Source organism: Streptomyces sp. NBC_00252, assembly GCF_036187565.1.
Taxonomy (GTDB): domain Bacteria; phylum Actinomycetota; class Actinomycetes; order Streptomycetales; family Streptomycetaceae; genus Streptomyces.
Genome location: NZ_CP108087.1, coordinates 5,252,221 through 5,268,271, shown reverse-complemented (window position 1 = coordinate 5,268,271; position 16,051 = coordinate 5,252,221). Strand labels below are relative to the sequence as shown.

Below are 16,051 nucleotides of genomic sequence, written 5' to 3'. Positions count from 1 at the left end.
AACTGGAATTGTTCCGATCTTTCATAGAAGTGAATGATGTCCTTGGTTGCACCTGTTTGGTGGGCTAATCTCCGATTCGCATGATCTTCCTTCTTGACCGTGGGTCGAATTTACTGTTTGCTTACCGTGAAGCATCGCTACCGGGGCAAGAGCGAAATTTCCCGGATGGCACGTGTCACTTCCCTGGACTGGCCTGTTGCGACGGCTGTCGCCTCAAGGCGCCGCGCCATAAACGGCGTGGGGCGCGACACGGTGCAAGCGAACACCAGGCGCTCATACAGAGACCGAAACAAAGGAATAAGTCATGCTCAGTCTTCGTAAGGCCTTCACGGTGGCTGGAGTGGCCACCGGTGCGGTGGCACTCGCTCTCGCAGGCAATAGTGCCTACGCAGCCGGATCCGCTTACCTGGTTTATACAACGGATGGCGATCCTGGGGGTTCCCTGGACTGGCTTGGCGCATACTCGGGCTCTGTGGAGAAGTGGGTCGTATGCGACGAGCAGGCTGATGGCTATGCTGCCAAGGGCACTGTGTCATGGTCGGGTGGCTCGACCACCCTCTACGCCAAGTCGAACGGGGACTGCACCTGGTCTCCGAGTGGTTGGAACTTGGCCGAAGGAACGAAGGTCACACTTCGGGTGTGCCTGAATAACGCGGCAGAGGGTGACCGTTACTGTCACACCGTCTCGTCGTCGGCCTGATTGAGAAACTTTCGGGTGTTCTCTACGATGCGTTCGCCGGACATGGAAAAGTGGCGAAAGCATCATGATTCTGTTTGGCCGGAATAAAGAGGCTGACCCGTAATGTCGACGCCCTTTGGCCTGATCCAGGCCAAAGGGCGTCGGCGCTTCCTAAGGGGTTTTGCAGCTCGGTGTTGTTCTCCTCCGCGGCGTCGAGGCGGGGGATGTGAATTTCGTGAGGCGCTCGCCGCGCCGCCGGCCGTTGTAGACGGTCGAGGTAGGTGCCGTCACTCAGGCGCTCGTCGACGGGCAGGGCGAAGAGGTCTGAGACGCGCCAGCGAGCGGGTCCCGCACTCGCCCAGCGCGACCATGAAGGCCGTGAATCGACGGAGGACGGCCGTAGGCCGCCGCGTACGCGCTGGAGTCGGCACATCGAAGCAGGTCCCATCCATCGACGTCACCTGCACCTCACGCCAGAACACTCCTGGCGTCGCCCGCGTACCCTGCACCCCTGCGACCTGTCTAACAGCCACCGCAACGGCGTCTGACCGATCCAGCCACGCGCCTTCGTGATCGCTCCGCACGAGCCGGGGCGCCACAACCCCCTTTGGGCAGCAGGAAGTGCTCCACCGGCTCCCGCAGCATCGCCCGTACGCCAGGTGCCTGAACAGCCACATCGTCAGCGTGAAATACACCCGCCGCCCCGACCCATGCCAGCCCCCTCCGCACCACCCCAGGACGTCGAAAAGGTGCCCCTGGATTCCTCCAGGGCGCCCTGAACGCCGAGGAATCGTCGGCTCCACCCCTACCCGTTCTTAATGCGGTTGGTCAGTTCGGTGACCTGGTTGTAGATCGAGCGGCGCTCTGCCATCAGGGCGCGGATCTTGCGGTCGGCGTGCATGACCGTGGTGTGGTCGCGGCCGCCGAACTGCGCGCCGATCTTCGGCAGGGAGAGGTCGGTCAGTTCGCGGCACACGTACATGGCGATCTGGCGGGCCGTCACCAGCTGGCGGCCGCGTGAACTGCCGCACAGGTCCTCGACGGTGATGCCGAAGTAGTCGGCGGTCGCTCCCATGATCGCCGTCGCGGTGATCTCCGGTGTGGAGTCCTCACCGCCCGGGATGAGGTCTTTGAGGACGATCTCGGTGAGACCGAGGTCGACCGGCTGCCGGTTGAGCGACGCGAACGCCGTCACCCGGATCAGCGCCCCCTCCAGTTCGCGGATGTTGCGCGAGATGCGGGAGGCGATGAACTCCAGGACCTCCGGCGGGGCGTTGAGCTGCTCCTGCACCGCCTTCTTGCGGAGGATGGCGATACGGGTCTCCAGCTCGGGCGGCTGGACGTCGGTGATCAGTCCCCACTCGAAACGGTTCCGCAACCGGTCCTCCAGCGTGACCAGCTGCTTGGGCGGCCGGTCGCTGGAGAGCACGATCTGCTTGTTCGCGTTGTGGAGCGTGTTGAAGGTGTGGAAGAACTCCTCCTGCGTCGACTCCTTGTCCGCGAGGAACTGGATGTCGTCGACCAGAAGGATGTCCATCTCGCGGTACCGCTTGCGGAAGCTGTCGCCCTTGCCGTCGCGGATCGAGTTGATGAACTCGTTGGTGAACTCCTCGGAGCTGACGTACCGCACGCGCGTGCCGGGGTACAGGCTCCGCGCGTAGTGCCCGATCGCGTGCAGCAGGTGCGTCTTGCCGAGCCCCGACTCCCCATAGATGAAGAGGGGGTTGTACGCCTTCGCGGGCGCCTCGGCGACGGCCACCGCCGCCGCGTGCGCGAAGCGGTTCGAGGCACCGATGACGAACGTGTCGAAGAGGTACTTCGGGTTCAGGCGCGCGGTCGGCTCCCCCGGACCGGCCGCGGGCGCCGGCTTCGAGCCCAGTGGTCCCGGAGAACCCGGACCGCCGCGGTGCACATGCCCGGAGCTGGAGGGCGCGTGCGAGTCCGACAGGTCGCGGCGCGCGTCCCGCTGGTTGTACTCCGCGCGGGACTTCTCGTACTCGGCCCGCGACTGCTCGTACTCCGCGCGCTGCTGCTCGTACGACGGACGCTCCATCGACTGCGGGCGGTACTCCTGCCCCGGCGGCGCGTACTGGTCCTGCTGCGGTTGGTACGAGTCCTGGGGCGGGCCGTACTTGTCCTTCGCCTGCGACCCGTACTGGTCCTTCGGCGGTGCCCCGTACTGGTCCCGGTCGCGGTCCCTGTCCCGGTCCTGGGGCGGCGAGCCGTACTGGTCGCGGTCCTGGGGGCCGTACTGGTCCTGCGGCGGCGACGCGTACGGGTCCCGCTCGGGGAAGCCGAGGCGCTGCTGCTGCCAGCCGTAGTCGTCCTGCGCCGGCCGCGGCCAGGCGCCCGGCTCGGGGCGCTGGTACTCCGACGGGTAGGCGGGACGGGCGGTGGGCAGCTGGTCGCCGGGGCCGCCCGGGAGCGGCTCGGCGCGGTGGCGGCCGTAGCCCTCGTAGGGGTCGCGGTTCTGTTCGGGCTCTTCGTAGCGGCGCTGGGGCGGCGCGGGGGGCGACGGCGGGCCGGAGGGTTCGCCGGCGGAGTCGTCGACGGTGATCGCGATCCGGATCGGCCGGCCGCACTCGCGGCTCAGCGTCTCGCTGACGATCGGGGCGAGGCGGCCCTCGAGCACGCCTTTCGCAAACTCGTTCGGTACGGCGAGCAAGGCTGTGTCGGCGACGAGTGCCAGGGGCTGGCAGCGCCGGATCCAGTGCTCGTCCTTGGTCTCGACACCCTGCCCACGCCCCTCACCGAGAAGTTGCTCCAGCACTCGTGGCCACACTGCGGCAAGATCGGCAGGTACGTCAGCCACAGGGCACGCTCTCTCACAGGTCCCACGAACGTGTGGTTCGCGGACGGGACGGGATGTAAATCGGGTGGGACGCTGGGGAAAAAGGTGTCGGGGCGGGGGACAAAGGAACGAATCGGAGTCCAGCCACGGTAGTCAGGGCGACGGGTGCGGTTCAAGTTGTTGTCCCCAGCCTGTGGATAGTGTCTCCTCGTGACCCCTGGTTTGACCGGATGGCGTAGCCCCGCGTACCGTGACCAGGTCGAGTTGTCGATGGCTGCTGCCGCCTGCCTCCGATGGGCACAGATCGCTTCGAGGTGATCGGGAAGCGGTGCACTCGGGCGTTACTGCGAGCTTCTCGTGGGCGCACGGTGACAGCCAGGACGGCACCCGCCACCACCGATTTATTTCTGGAGCCCCCTCGTGAGCAAGCGCACCTTCCAGCCGAACAACCGTCGTCGGGCCAAGACCCACGGCTTCCGCCTGCGGATGCGTACCCGTGCCGGTCGCGCGATTCTCGCGAACCGTCGTGGCAAGGGTCGCGCAAGCCTGTCCGCCTGATCCCGATCAGGTCATGACGTCGTGCTGCCTACCGAGCATCGGCTGAGGCGGCGCGAAGACTTCGCGACCGCGGTACGACGGGGTCGCCGGGCCGGCCGCCCGCTTCTCGTCGTCCACTTTCGTAGCGGTGCCACGGACCCGCACGCGCCAGGGGAGAGCGCTCCCCCGACGCGTGCGGGTTTCGTCGTCAGCAAGGCAGTGGGCGGCGCCGTGGTGCGCAACAAGGTGAAGCGCAGACTTCGCCATCTGATGCGCGAGCGAGTCGCCCTGTTTCCCCCCGGTAGCCTGGTAGTCGTACGAGCGCTGCCCGGAGCGGGCGACGCCGACCATGCACAGCTGGCCCGAGACCTGGATGCCGCCGTTCAGCGGCTGCTGGGAGGGGGCGCGCGATGAAGTACCCGCTACTGGCGCTGATCAAGCTCTACCAGTGGACGATCAGTCCACTGCTGGGGCCGGTGTGCAAGTACTACCCGTCGTGCTCCCACTACGGCTACACGGCCATAGACCGGCACGGCGCGATCAAGGGCACCGCGCTCACGGCCTGGCGCATCCTGCGGTGCAATCCGTGGTCGCTCGGCGGTGTGGACCATGTCCCACCGCGTAAGCGTCCGCGGTGGCACGAGATGCTGCGCGGCGCACGGCGCGCAGACAAGGGCGGGACCTCCGCCGCCGAAACGGCCACTGAAGGGCTGAGTCCTTCGAGCCCGGCCGCAGAGACACCGTCCCATGCCCAAGGAGCATGATTAGTGGACACGATTGCCAGTCTTTTCAGCTTCATCACGACACCCGTTTCTTGGGTCATCGTCCAGTTCCACTCGGTGTACGGGAAGGTTTTCGGTCCCGACACGGGCTGGGCCTGGGGCCTGTCCATCGTGTCCCTGGTGATCCTGATCCGCATCTGTCTGATCCCGCTCTTCGTGAAGCAGATCAAGGCGACCCGGGCCATGCAGACCCTGCAGCCCGAGATGAAGAAGATCCAGGAACGCTACAAGAACGACAAGCAGCGTCAGTCCGAAGAGATGATGAAGCTGTACAAGGAGTCGGGTACCAACCCGCTCTCCTCGTGCCTTCCCATCCTGGCGCAGTCCCCGTTCTTCTTCGCCCTGTACCACGTGCTCAACGGCATCGCGTCGAACACAACCATCGGCGTGATCAACGACTCCCTGCTTGCCAGTGCCCAGAAGGCGCACATCTTCGGCGCCCCGCTGGCCGCGAAGTTCACGGACGGCAGCAGCAAGGTCGAGGCGCTCGGCGCCACGCTGACCGACGTCCGGGTCGTCACCGCGATCATGATCGTGATGATGTCGGCGTCGCAGTTCTACACGCAGCGCCAGCTGATGACGAAGAACGTCGACACCACGGTGAAGACCCCGTTCATGCAGCAGCAGAAGATGCTGATGTACGTCTTCCCGGTCATGTTCGCCATCTTCGGCATCAACTTCCCCGTCGGTGTCCTCGTCTACTGGCTGACCACCAACGTGTGGACCATGGGCCAGCAGATGTACGTCATCCGCAACAACCCGACCCCGGGTTCCAAGGCCCAGGCCGCCTACCTGGAGCGCCTCACCAAGCACGTCACGCACCACGAGAAGACCCGCAGCCGTGGCGAGCGTGCCATCGTCAAGGCGATCGTCTCCAAGGGCCGTGACCGCAACGAGTTCGAGCGCAAGTTCATCAACAGCCTGACCAAGGTGGGCCTGGTGGCCCAGGCCGACGGCACCGTGGCGAAGGGCGAGAGCACGGCGGTGGAGACCGAGGACGGTACGCCGACCACGGCCACCCCCAGGCGCCAGCAGCCCAAGCGGCAGACCAAGGCCCAGCGCCAGTCCGCCGCCGCGAAGGCCGCCGACGACAGTGCCGAGAACGCGCCCGACGACGCTGGCGAGCCGAAGACTTCGCTGAGCAAGTCGGACGAGCCCGAGGACGCCAAGCCCGCCACCGCTGCGAAGAAGCCCGCGCCGAAGCCGGCCGGCGGTACCCGCAGCAAGGCCCAGTCCGGACAGCGCAAGGGTCCGCAGCGGCCCAAGTCCCCGTCCAAGAAGTAAGAAGGAGTCCATCCCGTGACGGAAGGCACCACCTCCGCCGCTGCCGAGGGTGCAGACACCCTGTCCCGCCTGGAGCAGGAGGGCGAGATCGCGGCGGACTACCTCGAGGGTCTGCTGGACATCGCCGATCTCGACGGCGACATCGACATGGATGTCGAGGCCGACCGCGCCGCTGTCTCGATCATCAGCGACAGCAGCGGCCGAGACTTGCAGAAGCTCGTCGGCCGTGACGGTGAGGTGCTGGAGGCACTTCAGGAGCTCACCCGCCTGGCCGTGCACCGTGAGACCGGGGACCGCAGCCGGCTGATGCTGGACATCGCGGGCTACCGCGCCAAGAAGCGCACCGAGCTCTCCGAGCTGGGCGCCAAGGCGGCGGCCGACGTGAAGAACACCGGCGAGCCGGTGAAGCTGAACCCGATGACCCCGTTCGAGCGCAAGGTCGTGCACGACGCGGTCAAGGCCGCGGGACTGCGCAGCGAGTCGGAGGGCGAGGAGCCGCAGCGCTTCGTCGTCGTGCTTCCCGCCTGATCGGTCCCCGCGTAGTACCGGCCCCGTCTGTTGAGCAGACGGGGCCGAACTTTGTCAGCCTGATAGTCCTGATAGTCCTGTAGTTCTGGTGGTCCTAGTGGTCAGCGCCCAAGGCGCTATTGCGGTACGGAAGGACGGTCCCCCGTGACGGAGGCAGCGGAGCTTCCCCCCGCGCCCGAGCAGGCGCGCGAGGTGTTCGGCGATCGCTTCGACGATGCGGTCCGGTACGCCGAGCTGCTCGCCGACGCGGGTGTGCAGCGCGGCCTGATCGGCCCACGTGAGGTGCCCCGCCTGTGGGAACGGCACCTGCTGAACTGCGCGGTCCTCTCGGAGGTCGTGCCCGACGGAGTGACGGTCTGCGACGTCGGCTCCGGCGCCGGCCTCCCGGGCATTCCCCTGGCCCTGGTCCGCGAGGACATCAAGATCACCCTGCTCGAACCGCTGCTCCGCCGTACGAACTTCCTCACCGAGGTCGTCGAACTCCTGGGCCTCGACCACGTCACCGTCGTGCGCGGCCGCGCCGAGGAGGTCATGGGCAAGCTGCAGCCGGTCCATGTGGTGACGGCCCGAGCCGTGGCCCCCTTGGAGCGACTGGCCACGTGGGGCATCCCCTTGCTGCGTCCCTACGGCGAGATGCTTGCCCTCAAGGGGGACACGGCCGAGGAGGAGCTCAAGAGCGCTGCGAGCGTGCTCAGCAAGCTCGGCGCCGTGGGGACGTCCATCCTGCAGGTCGGCGACGGCATCGTCGATCCGTTGTCCACGGTGGTCCGTGTCGAGGTCGGGGAGAGCCCCGGCGGGGTGCGTTTCGCGGCCAAGCGGGCCAAGGCGGCTCGTACGGGGCGTACGCGTCGACGTCGTTGAGGATGTGTCAGCGGCTGGGGCGGGTCGGTCCCAGGGCTTGCGGCACGTGGGTCTCAACGTTTGAGGCGGGTCGGTCTTAGCGCTGAGGCCTGTCCCGATCCGTCCTGACGACGAGACTTACTCCACACAAGCTGCCAAAACTACGCATGCCGGAGTGTCGCGGCAGTTCGGCCTTGGCGGCTGTGCATCGTGTTTCACGTGAAACGTCGCTCACTGCTGCACGGCATCATCGGTCGCACCCGCGCCGCGGCCGAACCCCGCGACCGGAAGCCTCTCGGATCACTCGGAGAGGGCACGGAGTTGTCCACAGAGGTGGAATTCTCCACAGAACCCCAGGCCTCACTGGTTCACGACCCTGAAGACATGGGAGGCTCTGTTCATTGCGAGCCTGAAGTCGAGGAGAGTGAATCCTTGCGGTCCGACGCCAACATCGCGGGACCGATGACCGATCCGGTCCCCGGTCCCCGTACCGAGTCGATGGGGGAGGATGTTTCACGTGAAACACCGCCCCCTATGGACGACACTCCCATCGGTCGTGCTGCCCAACTGGCGGTGGAAGCCCTAGGCCGTGCCGGCGAGGGCCTGCCACGTCCTGAGCAGACCCGCATCATGGTCGTCGCCAACCAGAAGGGCGGGGTGGGCAAGACGACGACGACCGTCAATCTTGCCGCTTCGTTGGCACTGCACGGCGCCCGTGTTCTGGTGGTCGACCTCGACCCACAGGGCAATGCGTCCACGGCACTGGGGATCGACCACCACGCGGAAGTCCCTTCCATCTACGACGTGTTGGTCGACAGCAGACCTCTCTCCGAGGTCGTGCAGCCGGTCCCCGATGTCGAGGGTCTCTTCTGTGCCCCCGCCACGATCGATCTCGCCGGTGCGGAGATCGAGCTGGTGTCCCTGGTGGCCCGAGAGAGCAGACTCCAGCGGGCGATCCAGGCCTACGAACAGCCGCTGGACTACATCCTCATCGACTGTCCGCCCTCGCTCGGCCTGCTGACGGTCAACGCGTTGGTCGCCGGCGCGGAGGTTCTCATCCCGATCCAGTGCGAGTACTACGCGCTGGAAGGCCTCGGACAGTTGCTCCGCAACGTCGACCTGGTCCGGGGGCACCTCAACCCCAACCTGCATGTGTCGACCATCCTGCTCACCATGTACGACGGCCGGACGCGTCTGGCGTCCCAGGTCGCGGACGAGGTGCGCAGTCACTTCGGCGACGAGGTGCTGCGGACGAGCATTCCCCGCTCGGTCCGTATCTCCGAGGCACCGAGTTATGGGCAGACGGTACTGACCTACGATCCCGGATCGAGCGGTGCCCTCTCCTACTTTGAGGCAGCAAGGGAAATCGCGCTGAAGGGTGTGGGCGTCAGCTACGACGCGACGCACGCGCACATCGGCGCTCAGAGCGACCAGAGCATGGTGGAGGGCATCCAGTGAGCGAGCGACGGAGGGGTTTGGGCCGTGGGCTCGGCGCACTGATCCCCGCAGCCCCGACCGGGGAGAAGACGGTGGCTCCGGCCGCCATGGGTTCCGCGTCCCCGACCGCGGTTCCGGTCATCACCGGCGACCGAGGGGTGGCCGCAGCGAAGGTCACCACGCTGCCGCCGGTTTCCTACGACATGGAGGAGCCGTCGACGAACGGTGCTGTGGAGACGTTCACGCCTCCCATCGGCGCCCACTTCGCCGAACTGCCCCTCGACTCCATCACGCCGAACTCGCGCCAGCCGCGTGAGGTCTTCGACGAGGACGCGCTGCAGGAGCTCGTCACCTCCATCAAGGAGGTCGGCCTTCTCCAGCCCGTCGTCGTACGGCAGATCGGCCCGTCCAGCTACGAGCTCATCATGGGCGAGCGGCGTTGGCGGGCGTGCCGTGAGGCGGGCTTGGAGGCGATCCCGGCGATCGTGCGGGCCACGGACGACGAGAAGCTTCTCCTGGACGCCCTCCTGGAGAACCTGCACCGCGCCCAGCTGAACCCGCTCGAAGAGGCGGCCGCCTACGACCAGTTGCTCAAGGACTTCAACTGCACGCACGACCAGCTGGCGGACCGCATCGGTCGTTCCCGTCCGCAGGTCTCCAACACCCTGCGTCTGCTGAAGCTCTCGCCGTCGGTCCAGCGCCGTGTCGCCGCCGGGGTCCTCTCCGCCGGTCACGCCCGGGCGCTGCTCTCGGTCGACGACTCGGAGGAGCAGGACCGGCTGGCCCACAGGATCGTGGCCGAGGGGCTCTCGGTGCGTGCCGTCGAGGAGATCGTGACCCTCATGGGTTCGCGGCCCCAGACGGCTCAGCGTTCCAAGGGACCTCGGGCCGGCGCCCTGGTCTCCCCGGCGCTGTCCGATCTCGCCACACGTCTCTCCGATCGCTTCGAGACCCGGGTGAAGGTGGACCTGGGCCAGAAGAAGGGCAAGATCACTGTCGAGTTCGCCTCGATGGAGGACCTGGAGCGCATCCTCGGTTCGTTGGCTCCGGGCGAGGGACCGGTCCTGCAGCGGAGCCTGCTGGACGACGAGACGGAGGACGAGGCCTGAGCCCTCCTGCCTTCGGGCATGGGTTCTGTCCGCTCGACCAGAAGTGCGGGCCGTGTCCGGTGTGTACCGGATCGCGGCCCGCTCTTTGCTTTCTGTCGGTATCGATGGAATCGCATCATGGATACGATGCGACTCGGGTATGGCGCATCCACCTGGCAGCACCTCTTAGGGGAGGCGGGGGCCATGCGAACGGTGAGCCGCACCGGACTGGTGAGCGCGGGTCTGGGCCTGGGGGCGGTCGGCGGCTTCGTCGGCAGTCTGATCAGGCAACGTAGCGCTCTGACAGCCGCTCGCGACGCTGCGGGCGAAGGAAGCGAGGATCAGCCTTCATGGGGCGTCGGCTCGTACCGCTCACGCTGGACAACCTCCCGGACATCCCCAACCGCTGTCGGTCGTGCGTCTTCTGGGAGCTGGACCCCGTCAGCGGCCAAGCCGCGGTAAAGGCAGACACGGCAGCCCTGGAGAAGGAAGGCTGGATCTCCGCGGTCCTCCTCGACTGGGGCTCCTGCGGCCGGGTCGTCTACGTCGACGACGTGCCGGTGGGCTTCGTCCTCTACGCACCCCCTGCCTACGTCCCCCGCTCGACGGCGTTCCCCACGAGCCCTGTGTCTCCGGACGCCGTGCAGCTGATGACGTCGTTCATCATGCCGGGATACCAGGGCCAGGGACTGGGACGGGTCATGGTCCAGACGGTCGCCAAGGACCTGCTGCGGCGGGGCTTCAAGGCGATAGAGGCCTTCGGCGATGCCCACGGGAAGGAGGCCGCCTGCGTATTGCCGGCCGACCATCTGCTCGCCGTGGGCTTCAAGACGGTTCGCCAGCATCCCGCCTACCCGCGGCTGCGGCTGGAGCTGCGCACGACGCTCTCCTGGAAGGAAGACGTGGAGCTGGCGCTCGACCGGCTGCTGGGGGCCGTACAGAAGGAACCAGCGCTTCGACCGCTGTAAAGCAAATGGGCCGACTCCGGGGAGTCGGCCCATTCATGTTTCACGTGAAACACGGTTTCACGTGAAACATCACTCGGAGATGAAGTCCTCGAGGTCGCGAACGATCGCGGCCTTCGGCTTGGCGCCGACGATGGTCTTGGCGACCTCGCCACCCTGGTAGACGTTCAGCGTCGGGATGGACATGACGCCGTACCGGGCAGCCGTGGCCGGGTTCTCGTCGATGTTGAGCTTAACGATCTCGATCTTGTCGCCGTGCTCGGCGGCAATGGCCTCGAGGGACGGAGCGATCTGGCGGCACGGACCGCACCAGGAAGCCCAGAAGTCCACCAGGACGGGCTTGTCGCTCTTGAGGACGTCCTCGTCGAAGGAAGCGTCGGTCACATTCTTCAGAGTGCCGGCCACGGCGGGCTCCTTAACTTGATCGTGCGGTGGGGAGGATGGGGGTCAGACGGTGGTCTTCGCGGGCTCTGCCTTCTCCTCGTCCGCGAGGGCGGCGAGGAAACGCTCGGCGTCCAGAGCGGCGGAGCAGCCCGTGCCGGCGGCGGTGATCGCCTGGCGGTAGGTGTGGTCGACGACGTCACCGGCGCCGAAGACGCCGGTCAGGTTGGTGCGCGTCGAGGGTGCCTCGACCTTGAGGTAGCCCTCTCCGTCCAACTCCAGCTGGCCCTTGAAGAGTTCCGTGCGGGGGTCGTGGCCGATCGCGATGAACAGGCCCGTCACCGCCAGGTCGGAGAGTTCCCCGGTCTTCAGGTTGCGGAGCTTGAGGCCGGCGAGCTTCGGGTCGCCCTCGATCTCGGCGACCTCGCTGTCCCAGACGAACTTGATCTTCGGGTCGGCGAAGGCGCGTTCCTGCATCGCCTTGGAGGCACGCAGGCTGTCCCGACGGTGGACGATCGTCACGGACTTGGCGAAGCGGGAGAGGAAGGTCGCCTCCTCCATGGCCGTGTCGCCACCACCGATGACGGCGATGTCCTGGTCCTTGAAGAAGAACCCGTCACAGGTGGCACACCAGGAGACACCTCGACCGGAGAGCGCGTCCTCGTTCGGCAGGCCGAGCTTGCGGTGCTGGGAGCCGGTGGTGACGATGACGGCCTTCGCCTGGTGCACGGTGCCCGAGGTGTCCGTGACGGTCTTGATCTCACCGGTCAGGTCGACGGAGACCACGTCGTCCGGGATCAGCTCGGCGCCGAAGCGCTCGGCCTGGGCGCGCATGTTGTCCATGAGCTCGGGGCCCATGATGCCGTCCTGGAAGCCCGGGAAGTTCTCGACCTCGGTGGTGTTCATCAGCGCGCCACCAGCGGTGACGGCACCTTCGAACACCAGCGGCTTCAGCGACGCGCGCGCGGTGTAGAGCGCCGCCGTGTAGCCGGCGGGCCCGGAGCCGATGATGATCACGTTTCGGACGTCGCTCACGGCTTGGTTCCTCGTCTCTGGACTGCGTCAGTACGACCGGTGGGAGCCCCTCTCAGAGCCTCCACACCACCCAACGGATCCTACGGGGCCCGCATTCCCGCTGTGTCCGGGCACACGGAGAGGGCACATGGAGAGGAAGTACCCAAGGAAGTGCCACGCAGGCCGGAGAGGAGACGTCCGGAATCAGGAACGGGGGTACGACCGCGTCAGAAGGACCTTGCCAGGAGCCGACGTGTGGTGGCTCACGCAGGTCGCGTCCACGACGTATGCCGTGACCCGGTTGCTGTCGGAGGCGTCGGGCAGCACCGCGAGATAGGCGGCGGAGCCGTTGTAGGTGCCTTCCTTGAAACCGAGGACCTCCGTGGTGCCACGGTTGATGCCCTGCCGGATGCAGTCCGGAACGGAGGTGGAGGGCTCGATCAGGGTCTTGGGAGCCTTGCTGGACGGCTCCGTATTGGTCCCCGGATCGGACTCGGCGTTCCAGGGCTTCATGGTGCCCGTGCTTCCGGTGCCCTGGTTCGGGGCTGCCTTGGTGGCCAGGAGATCCGAGACCACGTTCTCCAGCTTCCCCTTGGAGAAGGTGTCCGTGGAACTGGTCGCGTTCCCCTGAGCCGTGTCCGATGCCTTGTGGTCACCCAAGGACTGAATGAAGAGAGAGCCGGCTCCCAGAACGGCCGCGGTGAACACGGCTCCCAGGACGATCCGCCCACGACGTCCGCCGCGGCTCCGGTCCTTGTGGTCCTTCCGGTCCTTGCGTCCGGGGCCGGTCGCCGCGCGGGAGTGTCCGGACGGACGGGCCGCCGCCGTCGTTGTGGGCGATGTTTCACGTGAAACATGCGCCTCGGCGTGCTCGCCGTCCTCGTCGATCTCGTCCGACCCGTCTCGGGACGCGCCCACCAACGTCGGCGCGGCCAGGGACTCGGGGGCGCTGGCACCCAGCAGAGCCTCGGCGGCGAGCGCCGCGTCGATACGGCCCGCGATCTCGGCGGGCATGCGCGGTGGGCCGGGCAGGGTGCCCAGCAGACCCCGGATCTCCTCCAGCGAGTTGTGGACGTCCGCGCAGAGTTCGCACGTGTCCAGATGCTCTCGTACCTCTGCGGTCCTGGACGGGGAGAGAAGGCCCTCGGTGAGGTCGGAGATCTCCGCGACGTCCGGGTGCTCGGCCGTGTCTGTCGTGGATGTCACGCTCGCCCACCTCCGCCCTTCACAGCAGCTGAATCGCTCGGCCCTGCATCCTCGGGACCCGCGTCTCGGGGTCCCGCTGCCGGTGGGACGGATGTCCCCTGCGCCCGGTTCCGTCCTGCGCCCGGTTCCTTGCCGTCACCGGCTCTTTCCGGCCGGAGATGGGTGAGAAGGGGCAGCAGTCTGGCTCTTCCTCTGGCGCAGCGGCTCTTCACCGTGCCGGTCGGCACGTCGAGGATCCGGGCGGCCTCCGCGACGGGGTAGCCCTGCATGTCCACGAGGACGAGAGCGGCGCGCTGGTCGGGCGGGAGGGTGCCCAGGGCTTCCAGCAGCTGGCGGTGCAGGTCGTTGCGTTCCGCGGGAGCCGACGCCGACTCGTGCGGTTCCAGGAGTTGTTCCAGGCGCTCGGTGTCGTCGACCGGGGAGGTCTTCCTGGAGGCGGCCTTGCGGGCGCGGTCCAGGCAGGCGTTCACCGTGATCCGGTGCAGCCACGTTGTGACGGCCGACTGGCCGCGGAAGGTGTGGGCGGCCCTGTAGGCGGAGACGAGAGCGTCCTGGACGGCGTCAGCGGCCTCCTCGCGGTCCCCCAGCGTGCGCAGGGCCACCGCCCAGAGCCGGTCCCGGTGCCGCCGGACGATCTCACCGAAAGCGTCCGGGTCGCCATCGACATGGCGGGCGAGCAGATCCTGATCGCTCGTCCCGTCGTACCCGGCGCCTTCCGCCATCGGACCCCCTCCCCCTCCGGTGAGCGTCAGCCCGTGAACTTCACGTCGGTGATGGCCTGCTTGTAGCCGGAGCCGCTGTAGCCGTCACTGGTCGCCAACGGCACGTCGGTGATCCACAGGAGCACGTACTGCGTCTTCAGCGATTTCGTCGCCTTCACCGTAAGAGAGGATCCGCTGGTGGTGGCGGTTCCGATCTCGGTCATCCCGTCGACCCCCGTCGAGGGCGTCAGTGAGTCGGTGGCGTAGAGGTTGATCGTCGTGTGGTCGCCGGCGTACCGGAGCCCTATCGAAGCAGCCGAGATCTTCTTGGCCGAGCCGAGGTCGTAGACGATGCCCACACCGGGCTTGTAGGGCGCCAGCTTGGGACCGGAGTTGTAGCGCTTGGTCCGCCAGTAGGTGGTGCTGTCTCCGTCGTACGTCTTGTCGACGTCGCCGGGTGCCTGGGCATCCCCGCTCGCCACGTACTCCTTCGCGCCCTGGATCGTTATGGGAGCGGCCGGCTTGATCTTGTCGCCGGTCTTGTCGTTCCCGTCCGTGGTCTGGGTCTGCTTCGTGTCCTCGGACTTGTTGCCCTGGTCCATGAGCGCGTCGGCGAGCTGCCAACTGCCCAGGCCCAGCGCGGCGATCAGCAGCGCGGACACGGCCCACTTGAGGGCCTTGCCGGTGCGGCTCTGCAGCGGGGGCGGCGGGGAGGACACGGGCTGGGCGGCACCGGGATGCGCCGACGGGCGGCCGTACGTGCCCTGTTGGTACGTGGTCTGCTGATACTCGGGCGGCGCGGTGAACGTCGGCTCCGGCGGGCGGATGCGGGGCATCTCACCGATCGCCTTCACCAGCTCCTCCGGCGTGGTGCACGCCGCCTCGTGCCGGGAGGCCGTGGCGCCGTCGTTGGCGAGCGCGCGCATGGCGAGCTCCGACAGACCGCGGTGGACACCCGCACGCACCTGGTCGGGGGCGATCAGACCGACGCCCTTGGGCAGCCCGGAGAGGCCGTAGGCATCGCTCTCGTACGGCCAGCGCTGGGTGAGCGCCGCGTACAGCAGGGCGCCGATCGCCTCAGTGTCAGTGCGCTGCGGGGTGTCCGAACTGATGCCCCGCAGTGCGGCGTTGACGGCCAGTCCGCGGATGCGCCACTGGCCGGACGAGGTGCGCAGCACGGCGTTCGGGTTCAGCCGGAGATGGGCGAGGCCCTCGCGGTGCGCGGCGGCCATGGCCGAGGCGATCTGGCTGACCATCTGGTAGGCCTCGTGGACCTCCAGCGGGCCCGGCGCCAGAAGCGTCGTCAGTTCCGTGGCGTCGGGCAGCCATTCGTGGACGACGTAGACGAGGTCGTTCTCCTCCACCGCGTCCAGGACCTGGACGAAGCGGGGGTCGCCCAGCAGCGCCGAGGAACGGGCCGCGGCCAGCACGGAACGGGCTCTCGCGTGGTCGGCGGGCAGGATGTGGACGCCGACGGCACGGCGGAGTTTCTCGTCCACCGCACGCCAACTGCTGAAGCCGTCCAGACGGGTGACGCACTCTTCGAGGCGATAGCGTCTGGCGAGCTTGTGACCGCTGTGCAGTTCGGGAGGCGAGGCCTTCTCGGTTTCCTCGATCCCGCCGCTCCCCTGTGCCTGGTCGCTTTCCGTGTCCCGCTCCGGGTTCTGGGCCACCCCGTCGGCCGTGGACTGGTCCGCCTTGGCGGTCAGCGGCTTGTCGCCGCTGTTGTCTGCCACGTCGACGGCAGCCGTGCTCCGTTCCGCCACCGTCGCTCCTGCCTCCCCATCCGTTGCACCCTGTTCGACGCCGAAACCAATT

15 protein-coding genes are annotated in these 16,051 nt (G+C 67.3%); 9 read left to right on the top strand and 6 right to left on the bottom strand.

What is annotated here, in order from left to right; genetic code table 11:
• Nucleotides 1-1,484: 1,484 nt before the first annotated feature.
• Nucleotides 1,485-3,491 carry a chromosomal replication initiator protein DnaA gene (gene dnaA / locus OHT77_RS23055; RefSeq protein WP_328830399.1) on the bottom strand — a complete coding sequence of 669 codons (2,007 nt, stop codon included), beginning with the start codon at nt 3,489-3,491 and terminating at the stop codon, nt 1,485-1,487.
• Between the two features lie 399 nt (nt 3,492-3,890).
• Here dnaA and rpmH point away from each other — a divergent pair, with 399 nt between their 5' ends.
• The 9 genes from rpmH to OHT77_RS23010 all read left to right on the top strand — a co-directional run bounded on the left by rpmH (nt 3,891) and on the right by OHT77_RS23010 (nt 10,934).
• Complete coding sequence (gene rpmH, locus OHT77_RS23050; RefSeq protein WP_006381191.1) at nt 3,891-4,028, top strand: 50S ribosomal protein L34; 138 nt, start codon at nt 3,891-3,893, stop codon at nt 4,026-4,028.
• Nucleotides 4,029-4,049: 21 nt separating this feature from the next.
• Nucleotides 4,050-4,421 (top strand): ribonuclease P protein component, encoded by a 372-nt coding sequence (gene rnpA / locus OHT77_RS23045; RefSeq protein WP_266770423.1) that lies wholly within the window; start codon nt 4,050-4,052, stop codon nt 4,419-4,421.
• A complete protein-coding gene (gene yidD, locus OHT77_RS23040) occupies nt 4,418-4,771 on the top strand; it encodes a membrane protein insertion efficiency factor YidD (RefSeq protein ID WP_019073355.1) in 354 nt (117 codons plus the stop codon). The genes rnpA and yidD overlap by 4 nt, the downstream gene beginning before the upstream one ends.
• A gap of 3 nt (nt 4,772-4,774) precedes the next feature.
• The gene (gene yidC, locus OHT77_RS23035) at nt 4,775-6,073 is read left to right on the top strand and encodes a membrane protein insertase YidC (RefSeq protein ID WP_328830398.1); all 1,299 of its coding nucleotides are present in this window, start codon (nt 4,775-4,777) and stop codon (nt 6,071-6,073) included.
• 15 nt (nt 6,074-6,088) lie between these two features.
• Complete coding sequence (locus OHT77_RS23030) at nt 6,089-6,601, top strand: Jag family protein (protein ID WP_019055151.1); 513 nt, start codon at nt 6,089-6,091, stop codon at nt 6,599-6,601.
• A gap of 144 nt (nt 6,602-6,745) precedes the next feature.
• Entirely contained in the window at nt 6,746-7,462 is a 717-nt protein-coding gene (gene rsmG / locus OHT77_RS23025) for a 16S rRNA (guanine(527)-N(7))-methyltransferase RsmG (RefSeq protein WP_328830397.1), read from the top strand.
• A gap of 363 nt (nt 7,463-7,825) precedes the next feature.
• Entirely contained in the window at nt 7,826-8,899 is a 1,074-nt protein-coding gene (locus OHT77_RS23020) for a ParA family protein (protein ID WP_266776587.1), read from the top strand.
• On the top strand, nt 8,896-9,987 hold the full coding sequence (locus OHT77_RS23015; protein WP_328830396.1) for a ParB/RepB/Spo0J family partition protein: 1,092 nt from the start codon (nt 8,896-8,898) through the stop codon (nt 9,985-9,987). The genes OHT77_RS23020 and OHT77_RS23015 overlap by 4 nt, the downstream gene beginning before the upstream one ends.
• Before the next feature lie 329 nt (nt 9,988-10,316).
• Complete coding sequence (locus OHT77_RS23010) at nt 10,317-10,934, top strand: GNAT family N-acetyltransferase (protein WP_328830395.1); 618 nt, start codon at nt 10,317-10,319, stop codon at nt 10,932-10,934.
• Between the two features lie 69 nt (nt 10,935-11,003).
• On the opposite strand, the gene trxA is transcribed toward OHT77_RS23010, so the two are convergent.
• The 5 genes from trxA to OHT77_RS22985 form a co-directional block, all read right to left on the bottom strand.
• Entirely contained in the window at nt 11,004-11,336 is a 333-nt protein-coding gene (gene trxA, locus OHT77_RS23005) for a thioredoxin (RefSeq protein ID WP_266770431.1), read from the bottom strand.
• 42 nt (nt 11,337-11,378) lie between these two features.
• Nucleotides 11,379-12,347 carry a thioredoxin-disulfide reductase gene (gene trxB, locus OHT77_RS23000; RefSeq protein WP_266770433.1) on the bottom strand — a complete coding sequence of 323 codons (969 nt, stop codon included), beginning with the start codon at nt 12,345-12,347 and terminating at the stop codon, nt 11,379-11,381.
• Between the two features lie 183 nt (nt 12,348-12,530).
• Entirely contained in the window at nt 12,531-13,532 is a 1,002-nt protein-coding gene (locus OHT77_RS22995; protein WP_328830394.1) for an anti-sigma factor family protein, read from the bottom strand.
• The gene (gene sigM / locus OHT77_RS22990; RefSeq protein WP_328830393.1) at nt 13,529-14,254 is read right to left on the bottom strand and encodes an RNA polymerase sigma factor SigM; all 726 of its coding nucleotides are present in this window, start codon (nt 14,252-14,254) and stop codon (nt 13,529-13,531) included. The genes OHT77_RS22995 and sigM overlap by 4 nt, the downstream gene beginning before the upstream one ends.
• A 26-nt stretch (nt 14,255-14,280) precedes the next feature.
• A complete protein-coding gene (locus tag OHT77_RS22985) occupies nt 14,281-15,999 on the bottom strand; it encodes a protein kinase family protein (protein WP_328830392.1) in 1,719 nt (572 codons plus the stop codon).
• Nucleotides 16,000-16,051: the final 52 nt, after the last annotated feature.